Raw genomic sequence first — 17618 nt, 5'->3', positions numbered from 1 at the left:
CGTCTTATTTTAGTTTTAGATTTTTTTATAAATGATTTTAACTCGGTTTTAAACCTGAATATCGTTAAAACCAAGCACGTCCTTCATATCATATTTACGCGCTTCACGACCGACGACCCAAGCTGCAGCACGTACCGCACCAGAAGCAAAGTTCATCCGGTTAGTCGCTTTATGAGTAATTTCCACACGTTCCCCATCAGCAATAAACATTGCAGTATGTTCACCGACAATATCGCCACCGCGAATGGTCTGGAAACCAATACTCTTACGCTCACGCGGACCGGTATGACCTTCACGGCAATATACCGCATCTTCTTTCAGGTCACGGCCCAAAGTTTCCGCAATCGCCTCACCCCACATCAAAGCTGTACCCGATGGCGCATCTACTTTGTGACGGTGATGTGCTTCAATCACTTCGATATCAACCGTATCGCCAAATACTTTAGAGGCCAGTTCAAGCAGTTTGATTGAAACGTTCACACCCACTGAATAATTCGCTGCATAAACTACAGGAGTTTCCGTGGCAGATTCCTCCAAATAGGCTTTTTGCTCGTCATTCATACCGGTGGTACCAATCACGATTGCGACCCCTGCTTCACGGCAGATTTTAAGATGATTGACGGTCGCTGCTGGCGCAGTGAAATCGATCACGACATCACAGTCTTTGACTACATCGGTAAGGCTACCCACGACCTTCACACCTGTTGCGCCAATTCCGGCAAGTTCGCCAGCATCAGCACCTAATAGTGTACTTTCAGGGCGTTCTACTGCAGCCGCCAATTGATAACCGGCTTCATGCACAGCCTGAATAAGGATACGCCCCATACGACCGCCTGCACCTAAGATCCCAATGCGTGGTGTAGCTGACATAACATAGTCCTGATGTTGATCCAAAATTGCTCTTACTATAGCAAAACTGCGGAATAACACTAAGCTGCATTGCATAAAAATCAATGAAAATACTCAAAGAGCGAAATCACTGATATTGATAAGAGTTTTAATCAAGCTTAAGAAGTTAGGCTATCACTTCCGTCAAAGCTATACGATATACATCAACTTGACTCGTCATATAGTTTTTAGCAATTGCTCATATAACTTGAATAAGCTTATTCATAATTTTATCGCTATGATTTTGAAATGATTTACTGAGATTACTGATTTTTGAAGTTAAACAGACGACTTGCCAATACAGTTTTTCCTGTTTAGGCTCGCCATTATTAAGTCAGCTCAAAATCTTGATGATTTAAATCTCAGTTAGATTAACGGGATTCTTATGCAAGACTTTTACTAAATTTTAATTGTGAAGATCTACTTTTGAATTGATGAGTAGATAGGATTTTAAGTCTTATTGAGACTAAAAGGACTCAATTTTGCCTTATACAAAAATCAGTCCTTAGATTGAGCAAATTAATTCTCTAGCTCTTCGGGAACTTATTAAAAATAATAATACCTAAAGCAAAATTTGCCTGGTCTATACAATTTTGAAAATTTTTCCACTTAAGGTACTTTGAAAGCACATTTCAAAACTGGGACGAATATCTTCACCATCTACAGTGATATGTTTTATATTGGAATGAGATTGTGTTTTAGAAAAATGATGATCGACTGTTGCTTGAATAGCGTGTTGAGCCCCAAACTGATCCTTTACACTAATACTTTGTTTAAGCATATCTATACCTTTAATAATAGTTAAAGTGGCAAAATATCCACTAAAAATTGATGTTTCTGAATTTTATCTTTAAATAACTTTATGATTTAGCTTAAATAATTGATTTATAGAAGTATAGAATGTACGACCATCTAAGTTTAAATCTACCTCAACTCCAGATGAAAGAAGAACTCTTTTACCCACTTCAATTCTTTTTAAACCCTGACGTGTATTTTGCATTTTATTGAGAGGAATTAACGAAACAATAATTTCAGTACCATTTTTAGATTTTGCAATTAAATCATTTATTTTTAACAACTTGAATCCTGTTTTTCTAAAGATTTTTCCAATTTGGAAAATAACTTAAAATTAAATTTGAACGATAAAAAAAGCACTTATTAAGTGCTTTTTTTACTGTTTATTCTTGCTTAGATAGCAACAATATTTACAGCATTCGGTCCTTTTTGACCTTGAGCTACACTGAATTCAACCAGCTGGCCTTCAAGCAAGGTTTTAAAACCTGAACTCGCAATTTCACTGAAATGAGCAAAAACATCTGGACCTGATTCTTGTTGAATAAAACCAAAACCTTTAGTTTCGTTGAACCACTTTACAGTACCTTTAACAACATTTGAGTTTGACATAATATATCCTAATAATTTTTAATAATTTTTTAGTCATTTTATAGACTGATTATAACTTTGAAATAATAAAGAATGAGACTTAAAATCTGAAAAAAAACGAAGGATTATGACTAAAACTACGATACTTAAAGAAGATTTACCGAAACAAGACTTTTTTCTAGTTAAGTTAACTATACACGAAAAATTTAATTAATCAAGTTTTCTTATATATATATTTATTTTATTTATTAAAAAGTAAAATTTATAATTATTTCAATAAGATTAAGCTTTCATTGTCATGATAACAAAATAAGAGTAATCTGCTGTACTGGTAAATTTGATAAGTAATGAATGCGATTATATAGCTCTGTAATAACAATATTGGCCTTTTTAATTTCGGGAATGATGCTTTTTTCTCACTTACAAAATATCTATCACCCTCCAAATTTGGACTCATACTTTCTATTTAGATAGTCAAATATAAAAATAGAAACCGCTTTTTAGGCGGTTTTTATGTTTAAGCGAGACTTATCAAACAATAAATAGCATCTTCTAATCTAGAGTATCTTATCTACATAATAAAAAAGGACGCCTCAGCGTCCTTTTTTACTTTCACTCAATTAATCAAACAAACGATCAAAGAATGATTTTTTCTTTGGTGATGATTTGCTATCTTCACCATCCATGGTTTCTTGCAGTTCTTTTAACAGTTCACGTTGACGTGCACTTAAGTTGACTGGAGTTTCTACCACAATACGGCACAGCAAGTCACCTTGCATGCTGGTACGTACCGGTTTAACACCCTTACCACGTAAGCGGAACAGTTTACCTGTTTGCGTACCTTCAGGAATTTTCAGGCTAACACGGCCATCTAGCGTAGGAATCTGAACTTCCTTACCTAAGGCTGCATCAGCAATTGATACCGGCACATCCATATACAGGTCAGCGCCATCACGCTGGAAGATTTCATGCTCACGCACCACCACTTCTACGTACAAGTCACCTGACTGACCATCACGGATTGCTTCACCCTTACCGGTCAAGCGAACGCGGTCGCCATTATCCACACCCGCAGGAATAGTGACTTCCAGAGTTTGCTGACGATCCGACACACCTGAACCATGACATTTATTACATGGGTTCTTGATGATCTTGCCCTGACCACGACAGGTACTACAAGTTTGCTGTACGGAGAAGAAACCTTGCTGCATGCGCACTTGACCAGCACCATGACAGGTACGGCAGGTTTCTACATCGTTTGGATTTTTTGAACCCTTACCATCACAGGCATCACACGGTGCCGGTGCCGTAAAGGTAATAGTTTTCTTGACGCCTTTGACCGCTTCTTCCAGGGTCAGTTCCATCACATAACGTAAGTCAGAACCACGGCGCGCGCGTTGCTGGCCACGACCACCGCCGCCACCAAAAGCACCACCGAAAATATCACCGAACTGGCTGAAAATGTCTTCTGCGCTGAAACCACCGCCGAAGCCTCCACCGCCGCCCATACCACCTTCAAAGGCCTGATGGCCCATACGGTCGTACATGCTGCGCTTTTCACCATCAGAGAGCACTTCATAGGCTTCTGCTGCTTCTTTGAATTTCTCTTCAGCTTCAGCATTGTCCGGGTTACGGTCTGGATGATATTTCATCGCCAACTTACGGTAGGCTTTTTTGATTTCATCATCACTAGCGGTTTTAGCGACGCCCAAAACCTCATAATAATCACGTTTAGCCATGTCTGGCGATGCTCCTCACGGAATTTTGTTTAATATTCAACTGAGGTCTGAAATTGGGGTCAAACCGAGTTTTACAAGGGGAAATATGAAAAAAATTATACGCTTTAGAACACAGCTTTGTTTTGAGAGAATTTATGGATGCCTTTAAACCAGGCATTGATCAGGAAAATAAAAGCAATAAAGCTGAAAATCACTCCGGTCACCACACAGGCTTTGACCCATAACTGGCTGTCCCAGGCAAAGAAAAACAGGGGAATAAACCACAGCGCAGCAAAGATCGCCAAAATGGTATAAATCACGATATTACGCATGATCCACAGCGCCTGTGCCTGTAACCAGACTTCAGCATAATCAACTTGAGTGACTTTACGTGCGAACCAGTAAGCCAATAGTCCACTAAACAGGGTAAATAAGGCCAAAAACATGAAGACATAAGCCATCGCTACGGAACGTCGCATCTTGGTTAATGTATCTTGAGTCATGTTCGGTTCAACCTCGTTACCGTATTGGCAGCTCGGCCAATGCAGCAATTACTTATTTTTTTAAATTATAAAAATCTCAGGTGCTACTATATTGAAAATTTCCAAATTTCGCACCTGAAATTATGACAAATTTAAACAGAATTTAAACTTTTTTTCACTTTAAACCACTGTGCATATAGGGCAGGCAGAAAAAACAGGGTTAATAGTGTTGCTACAATCAAACCGCCCATAATCGCCACTGCCATCGGCCCGAAAAAAATACTACGGGACAAAGGAATCATCGCCAACACCGCAGCCAGTGCGGTCAATACGATCGGACGACAACGGCGTACCGTGGCATTGATGATGGCATCCCACTGCGACTCTCCGGCCTGAATATCCTGCTCGATCTGGTCAATTAGAATGAGCGAATTGCGCATAATCATTCCCGATAATGCAATCGTTCCGAGCATCGCAACAAAACCGAAAGGTTTATTGAAAATTAACAGGAATAACACCACTCCGATAATGCCCAAAGGTGCAGTCAGGAACACAATAAAGGCCCGTGAGATGCTCTTGAGCTGAATCATCAATAAAGTCATGACGACTGCGAGGAATAAAGGCATGCCGGCATTAACCGAGTTCTGCCCGCGAGCAGATTCTTCAACCGTACCGCCCACTTGCAGCAGATAGCCATTCGGCAGCTCTGCCCGGATTTTTCCCAGTGGCTCTTTGAGTTCATTGACCACAGTAGCGGGCTGCAACTTGCTACGAATATCGGCACGCACAGTAATGGTCGGCAAACGATTCCGATGCCAGATCAGACCTTCTTCAAAGCTGTATTCAATCTTGGCCAGCTGCGCCAAAGGTACTGATGTACCGGTCGCAGTCGGAACAGCCAGACTGGCTAAAGATGCTACCTCCACCCGTTCAGCCTGAGCACCACGTAAACGGATTTCAATCAATTCACGTTTTTCACGATACTGATCAATGCCTGCCCCCAAAATCGAGCTGTTGAGTACATTGGCCAGTTCACTGCTACTCACCCCAAGCTGACGGGCACGATCCTGATCAATCTGCAATTTGATGACTTTACTCGGCTCGCCCCAGTCCAGATGCACATTGGTGGTATTCGGATTGTCTCCCACGGTGGCTGCAACTTTCTGCGCCCATTCACGGACTAATCCTAGATCTTCACCCGACACCCGGAATTGTAGTGGATAACCCACAGGTGGGCCATTTTCCAGCAAGGACACCCTGGTACGCACTTCTGGCAATAACTTTCGAATCTGGTCACTTAAGGATTTACGGATTTCATTTCGATCCTCTAAAGAGGATGCCAGCACCACAAACTGGGCAAAACTGGTTTGCGGCAACTGCTGATCGAGCGGTAAATAGAAACGTGGAGAACCCATCCCGACATAAGCCACATAGTTATCAATGCCCTCTTGTTTCGATAAAAAGGCTTCTACTTTTTTTACTGCAGCTTCAGTGGCCTTCAGTGAAGCACCTTCTTCAAGTTTGAGATCCACCAGAATTTCAGCCCGGTTCGAGGGTGGGAAAAACTGCTGCGGCACCAGCTTAAACATTAAAATAGACAGAATAAAAATTCCGACCGTGGCAACAATGACAGTTTTACGATAGGTCACACAGGCATCGACCCAACGGCGAAAGCCCTGATAAAACCGGGTTTGATAAGGGTCATAATGTTCTCCGGCATGATGCACAATCGGCTGAGGTTCTGGCTGTTTGCGTAGACGTGCCCAGAGACGCTGATACCACGGCGCTTTCTGAATTAAATCCTTGTTGAAATCCGGCAGAAGTTTATCGCCTAAATATGGCACAAACAGTACCGCGGCAATCCAGGACACCAGCAATGCAATGGTCACCACCTGGAAAATCGAACGGGTATATTCCCCGGTACTCGATGCTGCAGTGGCGATCGGCAGGAAACCGGCAGCGGTAATCAGGGTGCCTGTCAGCATTGGAAAAGCCGTGGTGCGCCAGGCATGCCCGGCCGCCTGTAAACGGCTATAACCCTGCTCCATCTTAATCGCCATCATTTCAATGGCGATAATGGCATCATCGACCAAAAGACCGAGAGCCAGAATCAGGGCCCCCAGGGAAATTTTATGCAGTCCGACATCAAACAGCTGCATACCGGCAAAAGTCATGGCCAGCACCAGCGGAATCGAGAAAGCCACCACCAGACCGGTCCGGAAACCGAGCGAGAAAAAACTGACCAGCAATACGATAACCACCGCTTCTGCCAGCACTTTCATAAATTCGTTAATACTGCGTTTGACTGCCACCGGCTGATCGGAGACTTTTTGCAGCTCCATGCCGAGTGGCAGAGCTTTTTGCAGGCGGGCGAATTCCTGTTCCAGATTTTTACCCAAGGCAATGATGTCCCCACCCTTGCGCATCGATACAGCAATACCAATGCCGTTTTCGCCCATAAAGCGCATCCGGGGCTGTGCCGGATCACTAAAGCCTCGATAGACTTCTGCGACATCTCCCAGCTGAATGGTTTTGCCATTGACCAGCAGCGGCATCTGTCTTAATTCTTCAACACTGTTTAATGCACCACTGACCCGCACCTGAATCCGGTCTGAACCGGTTTCAAAAAAACCGGACTGGGTGGTGGCATTTTGCTGCTGCAGGGCTTGCTGAATCGCCATGACTGGAACGCCCAGCTGAATGGCCTTGGTATTGGAAATCTCAATCCAGATTTTCTGGTCTTGTAGGCCAATCAGCTCAACTTTGGCAACATCTTTGACCCGTTGCAGTTGCAGCTGTAAGCGGTCGGCGTATTCCTTGAGGGTCGCATAGTCAAAATCTTTACCCTTGAGCACATAAATATTGCCAAAGGTGTCGCCAAATTCATCATTAAAGAACGGCCCTTGTACCCCTTGTGGCAATTCATGCCGGATATCGCCCACCTTCTTGCGCACGTTATACCAGACATCAGCGACATCTTTCGAAGCCAGGGAATCCTTGGCAACAAAAGTCACCATGGATTCACCCGGACGCGAATAGGCCATGATGCGGTCATACTGTCCCGTGGTCATCAGTTCCTTTTCAATCCGGTCAGTGACCTGTAGGGATACTTCTTTGGCACTGGCACCCGGCCAGTAAGTCTGGATCACCATGACTTTAAAGGTAAAAGGTGGATCTTCACTTTGTGACAGTTTGGAATAAGAGACGATGCCGATCAGACCGAGCAGGATCATGAAATACAGCACCAGACCTTTATTTTTTAAAGCCCATTCCGACAGGTTAAAGTTCATGCTTAACTCCCTGCCTGAATGGTCACACGACGGTTTTCACGATCAATCGGATTGATTTTTTGCTGGTTACGCAGCAGATGTACGCCACCAATCACCACATAGTCTTCCGGCTTGAGCCCACTGAGTACAGGAACACTGTCCCGGCCATAGGCACCGAGCTGGACCGGGACTTTACGTAAGGTATGATCGGGCTGGACCACCATGACATAAGCCTGCTGATCCGTTGCCGAGACACTGGATAGCGGCACACTGAGCATATTGTCGCGGCTGTGCTGAAAAAACACCCGGGCACTTTGCCCCAGCTGGATCTGGCCATTGCCTTCACGTAAGGAAACTTTAACCCGAAAGGTACGCGACTGGTCCGCTGCCGGTGAAATCTCTCGGACAATGGCGGCAAATTTTTCTTCAGGTTTGGACCATAAGGTGACCAGAGCCGCTTGCCCCACCCTAATTTCAGCAATTGCCTGTTCCGGCACCCCAATCACCACTTCACGCTCGCCGGCAATTGCCAGTTCATACGCCGCCTGCCCGGCAGCGACCACCTGACCTGTTTCAATATTGCGTGCAGTGATTACGCCGTTTCTGGTGGCAATCAGCTGGTTATAAGCAGTCTGGTTTTTAGCGGTATCATAGTTGGATTGTACCTGCTTCAGATTTGACAGGGCGGTCTTGTACTGGTTTTCGATCGCGTCATATTGTGAGCGGCTCACGGCATTGGATGGCAATAACTGCTTGAAACGTTGTAATTCATCCTGAGCAATCTTAGTGGCAGACTGCGCGCTTTCCAGCTGGGCACGTGCTGCATTCAGCTGCAGCTGGGCATCTTTGACATCCAGAGTTGCCAGGACTTGCCCGACTTTGACCTGGTCACCCACATCGGCGAAGCGCTGGGTCACCTGTCCAGCCACCCGAAATGCCAGCGCCGTTTGCTGGCGCGCCTGCACATCACCGGCATAACTTTTTAATTCATGCTGTGAAGTGGTGGGTGTGGCCACCATGACAAAGGGAACTTCCTGTTCTGCTGCAGCAGTATCTTTGCTGCACCCGCTTAAGGTCACGCTGCAAAGCACCACCATGCCAGCCAATACGCTGTAAATCCTGCTCATCTTATTCGCTCTTATCTGATCGTCTTTTTTAGGGCAAACTATGCTGATATATTAAATTGCTTGTTTTTTAATTAATATACCACCCGGCACACTAATTACAACTGAATCATCAAAGCAATGACCGTGTTGACTTTTTTTGGAAGAAATTGTGCAAATACCTGTAGGACGACCCAAGGATCTGGAAAAGCGTCAGCGCATACTCAGCGTGGCCAAAGCGCTGTTTTTAGCGCATGGCTATCATGCCTCCAGCATGAACCAGATTGCACGTGAGGCAGGTGTAACCAAGCTGACGGTGTATAATCATTTTCAGGACAAGGCGACCCTGTTTAGCTGTGCGATTGAGGATACCTGTGAAGCCATTCTGCATGAACATCCTCAGCTCTTGCAGCCAAGCAGTGACTTTGCGCAGGAGTTTTATCAGGCCTGTCAGCGCGCTTTAAATATTATTCATTTACCAGAAGCGATCAAGCTGGACCTGCTGCTGATGGAACTGGCCTCGCAGCAAAGTCCTCTGGCAGAACAGTTTTATCAGGCCTCGCATAGCAAACTGGATGCAGTCTGGAATGATTTTTTTAGCTTGGCCCAGCAATACCGCTTTATTCAAGTCGATCCTCCAGAAAAACAGACCGAGCTGATCGTGTCCCTGCTGACTGGAACCCGTCATCAGAAAATCCTGCTGGGTCTCAGCCCTCCCCCTTCAAGCGCAGAACAGCAACAGATCATTAGCGAGGCCATTGAACTGTTTATGCTGAAATATGCCCTGCCGGATTAATTCCTTTCCTTCGGACTGATCACCGATCACCGTATGTGGCCTAAAAGTTGCTAAAAAAGCAGCCAATACTCTGCAACTTTTGTCTCTAGGGGACTTGGATTGTCATGCAGTCGCGGTATAGTCAAAGCATGCATGTGAGGGAATAAAAAAATGATTCAACAGATTGATGCACCACTACGCGAAGACGTACGCTTACTGGGTAATTTGCTTGGGGAAACCTTAAAATTACATGCCGGACAGGATTTGTTTAATCAGATCGAGCAGATCCGTGCCCTGTCCAAAGGCGCTCGCGATGGACAGGTCGAAGCAGAAAAACAACTGGAACAACTGTTTTTGAGCCTGGAAGATGCCGAAATCCTGCCGCTGACCCGTGCCTTTACCCACTTTTTAAACTTTGCCAATATTGCCGAACAATATCATGTGGTACGTCGTCGCCGTCAGAGCGAGTTTGACGACACTGCAGAATCGCCCAATCCTCTGGTGCCTTTATTTGAAAAATTTAAACAGCAGGAAATTTCTGCCGATACGCTGTATCAGCAAATCTGTGAACTGAAAATTGAACTGGTCCTGACCGCGCACCCCACAGAAGTCAGCCGCCGTACCCTGATTCAAAAATATGATGGCATCAATAATGCCCTGTCCAAATTCGACCAGCAGAAACTGACGCCACGTGAACGTCAGGCCGTTCTGGCCGATCTGAAACAGCTGATTAGCTCCGCTTGGCAAACCGATGAAATCCGTCAGCATCGCCCGACTCCGATCGATGAAGCCAAATGGGGCTTTACCACCATTGAACAGACCCTGTGGAATGCAGTTCCTAAATTTATCCGTGAACTCAATGGCATGGTCCAAGCACAATGTGGCCAGAACCTGCCCTTAGATGTCGCACCAGTACGTTTTGCCTCCTGGATGGGTGGTGACCGCGATGGCAACCCGAATGTCACTCACACCGTCACTCAGGAAGTACTGTGGCTGTCGCGCTGGAAAGCAGCCGACCTTTATGTACGCGATATTGAAAACCTGCGCTGGGAACTGTCCATTCAGCAATGCAGTCCGGAAATTTCCGAAGCCTTGGGCCAGCCCCATCCTGAACCCTATCGTGAATATTTACGTGACACCCGTACCCGCCTGAAAGCGACTCGGCATTGGCTGGCAGAAAAATTAAAAGGCAATGATGCCGATGACAGTCTGGTGATTAAAAGTAAAGATGAACTTTTACAGCCGCTCCTGACCTGCTACCGTTCACTGATGGACTGCAATCTGGCCGAAATTGCCAATGGTAGCCTGCTGGACTTTATTTACCGAGTCAACAGTTTTGGGATCGAACTGCTAAAACTGGATATCCGCCAGGAATCCGGCCGTCACCGCCAGGCGATTTCAGCCATTACTGAATATTTGGGACTGGGGAATTTTGAAACCTGGACCGAACAGGCCCGTCAAAACTTTTTACTGCAGGAATTGCAAAGCAAGCGTCCGTTACTGCCTAAACATCTGAATGAACCGGCCGGCAGCCTGATTGAACATCCGGATGTACAGGAAGTCTTTGCCACCATGCGCACACTGGCAGAACAGCCGAGCGAGTCTCTGGGTGCCTATATTATTTCCATGGCGGAATATCCAAGTGATGTCTTGGCGGTACTGCTTTTACAAAAAGAAGCCGGTATCGAGCAGGCATTACGGGTGGTTCCCCTGTTTGAAACCTTAAAAGATCTGGATGGTGCAGCCGCAACCATGTCGACCCTGTTCAATATGCACTGGTACAAACAGCATATTCAGGGCAAACATGAGGTCATGATTGGCTATTCTGATTCTGCCAAGGATGCTGGTTTTATGTCGGCCAACTGGGCCCAATATCGTGCCCAGGAAGAACTGACCGCAGTTGCCCAGCAACATGGCGTGCAATTGACCCTGTTCCATGGTCGTGGCGGTTCGATCAGTCGTGGTGGTGCGCCAACCCAGCAAGCCTTGTTCTCTCAGCCACCGGGTTCTATTTCCGGTGCGATCCGGGTGACTGAACAGGGTGAAATGATCCGCTTTAAATTCGGGCTGGAAGAAATCGCGCTGCAAAATCTGGAAATTTATACCGCTGCAACCCTGGAAGCGACCCTGCTCCCGCCACCTGAGCCAAAACAGGAATGGCGCGACCTGATGCATCAAATGACTGAACTGTCTGTTCAGGTCTATCGCCAGACCGTACGGGAAAATCCACACTTCGTGAAATACCTGCGTACGGTAACGCCAGAACTAGAACTACAAATGCTGCCGTTGGGTTCACGCCCAGCCAAACGTAAAGTCAGTGGCGGGATTGAATCCCTACGTGCGATTCCGTGGGTATTTGCCTGGACCCAGATTCGCCTGATGTTGCCTGCCTGGCTCGGTACTGGTGCCGCACTGAATGAAGTTCTGGATCAGGGACAACGTAATGTACTCGATGAGATGCTGGCCGAGTGGCCATATTTCCAGACCCTGATTGATATGCTGGAAATGGTATTGTCCAAAGCCGACGCGCATGTGGCGCTATATTATGAATCGCATCTGACTCAGGATGAAGATATGAAAATTCTGGGAACAGAGTTACGCCAGCGTTTGCAAGATGCCGTACAAACCTTGTTAAGCTTGAAAGGCGAGTCGAAACTGCTCAGCAGTAACGGCGTACTGGATCAGTCTATGAAGGTGCGTAAGCCGTATCTGCTACCCTTGCACTTGCTGCAAGCTGAACTGATGAAACGTCGCCGTTTATATCTGCAACAGCAACAGGCCGAAAACACCCCGGTGGATCATGCGCTGATGGTCAGTATTGCCGGGATTGCGGCCGGTCTGCGTAATACTGGCTAAGCAAAAATTCCCATTTGAAAGCACATCCTGGCGATGTGCTTTTTTATTGACCAGTCAATAGCCAGGAAATATTTTATTTTATATAGTAAATCAGATTTATTTATAGATGTCCCTATTCATAATAAGAAATTAATTTACTGATTTCACTTTAATTTTAACCCAGTATTCTTTTACCGACCGGTAAAATATTAAATAAAGTCATAGAATTAATTTGAACAAAAATTTTGTTTAAGTGATTAAATCTTCTAAAGAACAAGAGTATGATGTGCACAATTTATCTTTTGAGTGCTCATTTTATGTCCAGTTGGTTTCCCAAATGGCGCCCTTATGAGGGCAGTATCGATGCACGACCAGTAGGTACCGCAGAGTATTTGCCACCCGCACAAACGGTCATTTTGGGTGTACAACATGCTTTTGCCATGTTTGGCGCGACTGTACTGGCACCTTTTTTAATGGGCTTTGATCCTAACCTGGCGATTTTAATGTCAGGGATCTGTACCATTCTATTCTTTTTAATCACCGGTGGCCGGGTTCCAAGTTATCTAGGTTCAAGCTTTGCCTTTATTGGTGTGGTCATCGCAGCAACAGGTTATGCAGGTGGTGGCGGACTGAATCCAAATATTGGCGTTGCAGCAGGCGGCATTATCGCATGTGGCATCTTCTATGCGCTCATGGGCTTTCTGGTCATGGCGACGGGCACCCGCTGGATTGAAAAGCTGATGCCACCGGTAGTGACCGGTGCCGTGGTGATGATCATTGGCCTGAACCTTGCTCCAGTCACAGTGAAAAGCGTGATGGGCAATACCTTCAATATGTGGATGTCCCTGGTCACTGTGCTGTGCATGGGTTCAATTGCCGTATTCACCCGTGGCTTATTACAGCGCCTGCTGTTATTGGTCGGCCTGTTATTGGCTTATCTGATCTACTTTGTACTCAGTAATGTCATGGGTTATGGCACTGCGATCAACTTCCTTCCCATTCAGCAAGCAGCCTGGTTCGGTTTACCAACTTTCCATGCGCCGACTTTTGAAGTCAATGCCATGCTGATCATTGCACCGATTGCGTTGATTTTGGTGGCTGAAAATCTGGGACATATCAAGGCTGTAGGTGCGATGACCGGAGAAAATCTGGATCCGCATATTGGTAAAGCCTTTGTGGCCGATGGTGTTGCAACCACTCTGGCAGGGGGTGTCGGTGCGCCGGGCATGACTACGTATGGGGAAAACATTGGCGTGATGGCAGTCACCCGCGTGTATTCCACCATCATCTTTGCAGTCGCGGGTGTCTTTGCTGTGTTTCTGGGTTTATCGCCGAAGTTTGGTGCGATTATTCACACGATTCCGACAGCGATTCTGACCGGTGCTTCGATTGTGGTCTTTGGTCTGATTACCATTGCCGGTGCCAAAATCTGGATTGAGAACAAGGTCGATTTTTCGCAGAACAAGAACCTGATGGTGGCTGCGGTGACCATTATTTTAGGTACGGGTGATTTTGCCCTGACTTTTGGTGGCTTCAATCTGGGTGGTATTGGTACGGCAACGTTTGCTGCACTGTTCCTGAACTGGTTCTTTAGTCTGGCCGATAAAAAATAACCGTAAAACTTGAAAATTTATAGCAGCCCTTAGGCTGCTTTTTTTATGTTGATAGGGTTCAAATTTATAGCCAGTGCAATAACAACAAACCCCGCAAGGCTACTGTTAACGCATGTGCCTGGTTAAGGACGAAACTCTTTCAGTTCACGTTGAATAAAATAATGAAACATTTCACGATAGAGATGTTCAATAAACTCCTGATCGACACCTTGTTTTTGCGCCAGAGCTCTGACATTTTCTACAATCTGCTCCATACGTTCCGGTGACTGTAAATCGGTTTCGGTTTTTTTGAAACGGGTGGTTTGATCAACATAAAATTGACGCGCAGCGATCAGCTCAACTAAAGCTGTATCAATGGCATCGATCTGTTGACGTGCATGTTCTAGTGATTCAGCTTTGATCTTTTCCATGTTTTTTCAGTTCACTTTCAGTTTGATTATTACTCTTATACTTTTCTTCTAACACATTACTGAAAATACTTTCAATCATCCAGACCCGATATAAGCTATTAAATGTATAACTTTGATCATCTATGCGCAGTTCCAGTACCGGAAAATTCGGCTGCGACTTCATTTCACAGAGCATATCATTGTCCTGCAGCTTGACCAGAATATCGTCCTGGGTCAGATCGACAATATTTAACTGTTGCTGCAAACGTTTGAAATGGGGTGCATAAGACAGGTCTTCACCACGGGTCCAGACGGCCTGCAAGATCTGGTACATCGCCTCGATCCGCTGCTCCTCGGGACAGCTATAAAATAATTGTGCCATTGGCGCAATCGCCTGCTCGGTCGGTCGGCAGAACGGAGTGAATTCAACTTCCGTCCGTTTGGATAACCGTGTGGCCAGACTCCAGTCAAAGTCATCTCGTCCACGATAGGACAAGGGATAGACATTCAGCTGGATATTATAATAATCCGCCAGTTCTTCCTTGATATAGGCCAGCAATAGCCAGGAGATCGGATCTTCCAGCGCGATATACAAGTCCAGTTCCGGATCCATCGACTGGATCTCGTTCAGCTCCTCGGCATCACTGATCAGATGTTCACGCCATTCAATGTGATCGATCATAAAAATCGGATTACCGGTCAGCAGTTTTTGCTGCTCCAGACGCCGGGTCAAACGCAACAGGTCATCGACCGCCTGATACTGGCGACCGCCTAAATTGAAATAGCTGGCCAGAATCGGGGTCTGGTCAAAAATACGTTCGGGAAAATCCTGTGGCTGATGGTGGCGACTGGCCATGGCATAAAGAGTTCGTAATTTTCCGGTCTGTTTTTGCCACAGCATATGGAAGACATCTTCCAGCAAATACAGGAAATCCTGTCCACGCAGCGGCGTATGTCGCAAAATCAGTTCGGCCTGTTTTAAGGCCTCAGCGCTCGGTAATTCCGGCGTATCATGAAAACTGAAACGATGCTGTTTTGACAAGATTTTTGCATCATTAATCGTGTAGTGCTGCCATTCATCAAAAGACATCTGGTTCGGCGCTTCGGCATGCTCACTGGAAATGATGACTTTTAGCGGCTTGAGTTCTGGACTTAAAATTTCTTCGAGCTGGGGCAACTGCTGTACCGCCAGATAACTGTACACATCATCCAGTCTTAAATGGATACTCAGCCCATCTTGAATAGATAACACCGTTTGACGGGTCGGTTTTTGGTAAAACCAACTCGATCGGATTGGATCAAACCAACGGCGTAACAGGGACATGAGATCGGCCTCGACAACAATGACGGTGCGCAGCTCAACATATGAGAAGCTGCGCAGAATAATCTATTTTTAAGATCGCAGAAGCCAAAGCCCTGCATGCTGTAAAAACTTATATCAAGTCATAAGCAAATGTTCAATGTTTAACAATGGATTAGAGGTCAAGATTCAGGTCAGTGACCGCCCCGGTTTCTGCACCTGAAGTCAGTTTGGCGAATTTAGCCAGCGCACCGTGGGTATAGTTTGGCTGAGGTTTGGTCCAGGCCGCTTGACGTGCAGCAATTTCTTCTTCCGCGACATGCCAAGTCATTTCCCGGGTTTCGGCATTAATCGAAATCTGATCACCATTTTGCACCAGACCAATCGGGCCGCCCTCATAAGCTTCTGGCGTCACATGACCAATCACGAAACCATGACTGCCGCCAGAGAAGCGTCCGTCAGTAATTAAAGCCACCGAAGCGCCCAGACCTTTACCAATAATCGCAGAAGTCGGTTTCAGCATTTCCGGCATGCCCGGACCACCTTTAGGGCCGACGCCACGAATCACCACCACTTCACCCGGCTGGACTTCGCCATCCAGAATCCCGCGCATGGCACCCTGCTCGCCTTCAAAGACCCGTGCCGGGCCAGCAAAATGCAGACCTTCCTTACCGGTAATCTTGGCCACAGCGCCCTTCGGCGACAGATTGCCTTTCAAAATCACCAGATGGGAATCTTTTTTCACGGGCGCATCAAAAGGCAGAATAATCTGCTGACCTTCCGGATAGTCCTGCACATCGGCCAGGTTTTCTGCCAGCGTCTTACCTGTGACCGTTAAACAGGACCCATCCAGCATGCCGGCATCCAGCATGCGTTTCATCAGCGGCTGAATTCCACCAATCGCAATCAGTTCTGACATTAAATATTTACCCGATGGACGCACATCAGCCACCACCGGAATATCTTTACCAATCCGCACGAAATCATCCAGACTCAGTTCCACCCCTGCGGTATGTGCCATAGCCAAAAGATGCAGTACCCCATTGGTCGAACCACCCAGTGCAATCAAGACCTTGATCGAATTTTCAAAAGCAGCCTTGGTCATGATGTCGCGTGGCTTGATATCCAGTCGTAACAGATTCATGACTGCTTCACCGGCACGGGCGCAGTCGATTTGTTTGTCATCCGAAATTGCTTCCTGCGCAGAGGAGCCCGGCAGGCTCATACCGAGTGCTTCAATCGCAGAGGCCATCGAGTTAGCGGTATACATGCCGCCACAGGAGCCCGGACCCGGTAAAGACACTTCTTCAATATGCTTGACTTGAATCGCATTAATTTCACCTTTGGCATATTGACCGACTGCTTCAAATACCGAAATCATGTCGGTATGGCCTTCACCCGGTTTAATAGTACCGCCATAAATAAACAGACCGGGACGGTTTAGACGTGCCAGTCCCATAATGCAGCCCGGCATGTTTTTATCACAGCCACCAATCGCGATGACCCCATCATAAGCCTGACAACCCACGACCGTTTCAATCGAGTCTGCGATCACTTCCCGTGATAGCAGTGAATATTTCATGCCTTCCGTACCGTTGGAAATTCCGTCAGAAATGGTAATGGTATTGAAGATAATACCTTTGCCGCCCGCAGCACTCACGCCCTGCTCGACTGTTCTGGCCAGACCATCAATATGCATATTACAAGGCGTGACATTGGCCCAGGTCGAAGCGATACCAATAAATGGCCGTTTAAAATCGGCATCTTTAAAACCGGTAGCACGCATCATGGAACGCGCCGGTGCATTTTCAATGCCTTCATAAACGGGGGCTGAATGCTCGCGGATATTATCTTTACTCATTA

The 17618-nt window shown here is 46.2% G+C and carries 14 protein-coding genes; 3 read left to right on the top strand and 11 right to left on the bottom strand.

Features of this window, described 5'->3' with window-relative positions:
• Window positions 1–48: 48 nt before the first annotated feature.
• The 8 genes from dapB to Q9R21_RS07775 all read right to left on the bottom strand — a co-directional run bounded on the left by dapB (window position 49) and on the right by Q9R21_RS07775 (window position 8867).
• Window positions 49–870 carry a 4-hydroxy-tetrahydrodipicolinate reductase gene (dapB, locus tag Q9R21_RS07810; protein ID WP_153566274.1) on the bottom strand — a complete coding sequence of 274 codons (822 nt, stop codon included), beginning with the start codon at window positions 868–870 and terminating at the stop codon, window positions 49–51.
• A gap of 601 nt (window positions 871–1471) precedes the next feature.
• A complete protein-coding gene (locus Q9R21_RS07805; RefSeq protein ID WP_004280859.1) occupies window positions 1472–1669 on the bottom strand; it encodes a hypothetical protein in 198 nt (65 codons plus the stop codon).
• A gap of 69 nt (window positions 1670–1738) precedes the next feature.
• A complete protein-coding gene (locus tag Q9R21_RS07800) occupies window positions 1739–1966 on the bottom strand; it encodes a hypothetical protein (RefSeq protein WP_004280858.1) in 228 nt (75 codons plus the stop codon).
• 110 nt (window positions 1967–2076) lie between these two features.
• Window positions 2077–2292, bottom strand: coding sequence for a cold-shock protein (locus Q9R21_RS07795; RefSeq protein WP_005105001.1), 216 nt, complete (start codon window positions 2290–2292; stop codon window positions 2077–2079).
• Window positions 2293–2891: 599 nt separating this feature from the next.
• Window positions 2892–4010, bottom strand: a complete 1119-nt coding sequence (gene dnaJ, locus Q9R21_RS07790; protein WP_005104999.1) for a molecular chaperone DnaJ — start codon at window positions 4008–4010, stop codon at window positions 2892–2894.
• Between the two features lie 104 nt (window positions 4011–4114).
• Window positions 4115–4492 carry a hypothetical protein gene (locus Q9R21_RS07785; RefSeq protein WP_005245471.1) on the bottom strand — a complete coding sequence of 126 codons (378 nt, stop codon included), beginning with the start codon at window positions 4490–4492 and terminating at the stop codon, window positions 4115–4117.
• 131 nt (window positions 4493–4623) lie between these two features.
• The gene (locus tag Q9R21_RS07780) at window positions 4624–7761 is read right to left on the bottom strand and encodes an efflux RND transporter permease subunit (RefSeq protein ID WP_311204076.1); all 3138 of its coding nucleotides are present in this window, start codon (window positions 7759–7761) and stop codon (window positions 4624–4626) included.
• Window positions 7762–7763: 2 nt separating this feature from the next.
• Entirely contained in the window at window positions 7764–8867 is a 1104-nt protein-coding gene (locus tag Q9R21_RS07775) for an efflux RND transporter periplasmic adaptor subunit (protein WP_311204075.1), read from the bottom strand.
• A gap of 148 nt (window positions 8868–9015) precedes the next feature.
• Here Q9R21_RS07775 and Q9R21_RS07770 point away from each other — a divergent pair, with 148 nt between their 5' ends.
• The 3 genes from Q9R21_RS07770 to Q9R21_RS07760 all read left to right on the top strand — a co-directional run bounded on the left by Q9R21_RS07770 (window position 9016) and on the right by Q9R21_RS07760 (window position 14066).
• Entirely contained in the window at window positions 9016–9639 is a 624-nt protein-coding gene (locus Q9R21_RS07770) for a TetR/AcrR family transcriptional regulator (protein WP_253145344.1), read from the top strand.
• Window positions 9640–9789: 150 nt separating this feature from the next.
• Window positions 9790–12474: a phosphoenolpyruvate carboxylase gene (gene ppc, locus Q9R21_RS07765; RefSeq protein ID WP_311204074.1), complete on the top strand. Its 2685-nt coding sequence runs from the start codon at window positions 9790–9792 to the stop codon at window positions 12472–12474.
• Window positions 12475–12770: 296 nt separating this feature from the next.
• Window positions 12771–14066 carry a solute carrier family 23 protein gene (locus Q9R21_RS07760; RefSeq protein ID WP_311204073.1) on the top strand — a complete coding sequence of 432 codons (1296 nt, stop codon included), beginning with the start codon at window positions 12771–12773 and terminating at the stop codon, window positions 14064–14066.
• Window positions 14067–14188: 122 nt separating this feature from the next.
• On the opposite strand, the gene Q9R21_RS07755 is transcribed toward Q9R21_RS07760, so the two are convergent.
• The 3 genes from Q9R21_RS07755 to ilvD all read right to left on the bottom strand — a co-directional run bounded on the left by Q9R21_RS07755 (window position 14189) and on the right by ilvD (window position 17616).
• On the bottom strand, window positions 14189–14476 hold the full coding sequence (locus Q9R21_RS07755) for a chorismate mutase (RefSeq protein WP_311204072.1): 288 nt from the start codon (window positions 14474–14476) through the stop codon (window positions 14189–14191).
• Entirely contained in the window at window positions 14457–15779 is a 1323-nt protein-coding gene (locus Q9R21_RS07750) for a hypothetical protein (RefSeq protein ID WP_005245482.1), read from the bottom strand. Before Q9R21_RS07750 ends, Q9R21_RS07755 begins: the two co-directional genes overlap by 20 nt.
• A gap of 151 nt (window positions 15780–15930) precedes the next feature.
• Window positions 15931–17616: a dihydroxy-acid dehydratase gene (ilvD, locus tag Q9R21_RS07745; protein ID WP_005108266.1), complete on the bottom strand. Its 1686-nt coding sequence runs from the start codon at window positions 17614–17616 to the stop codon at window positions 15931–15933.
• Window positions 17617–17618: the final 2 nt, after the last annotated feature.

The organism is Acinetobacter sp. RG5 (genome assembly GCF_031844265.1).
In the GTDB taxonomy this organism is placed as follows: domain Bacteria; phylum Pseudomonadota; class Gammaproteobacteria; order Pseudomonadales; family Moraxellaceae; genus Acinetobacter.
Note: the sequence above shows the minus strand (reverse complement) of the source record. Positions and strands in the feature narration are given on the sequence as shown.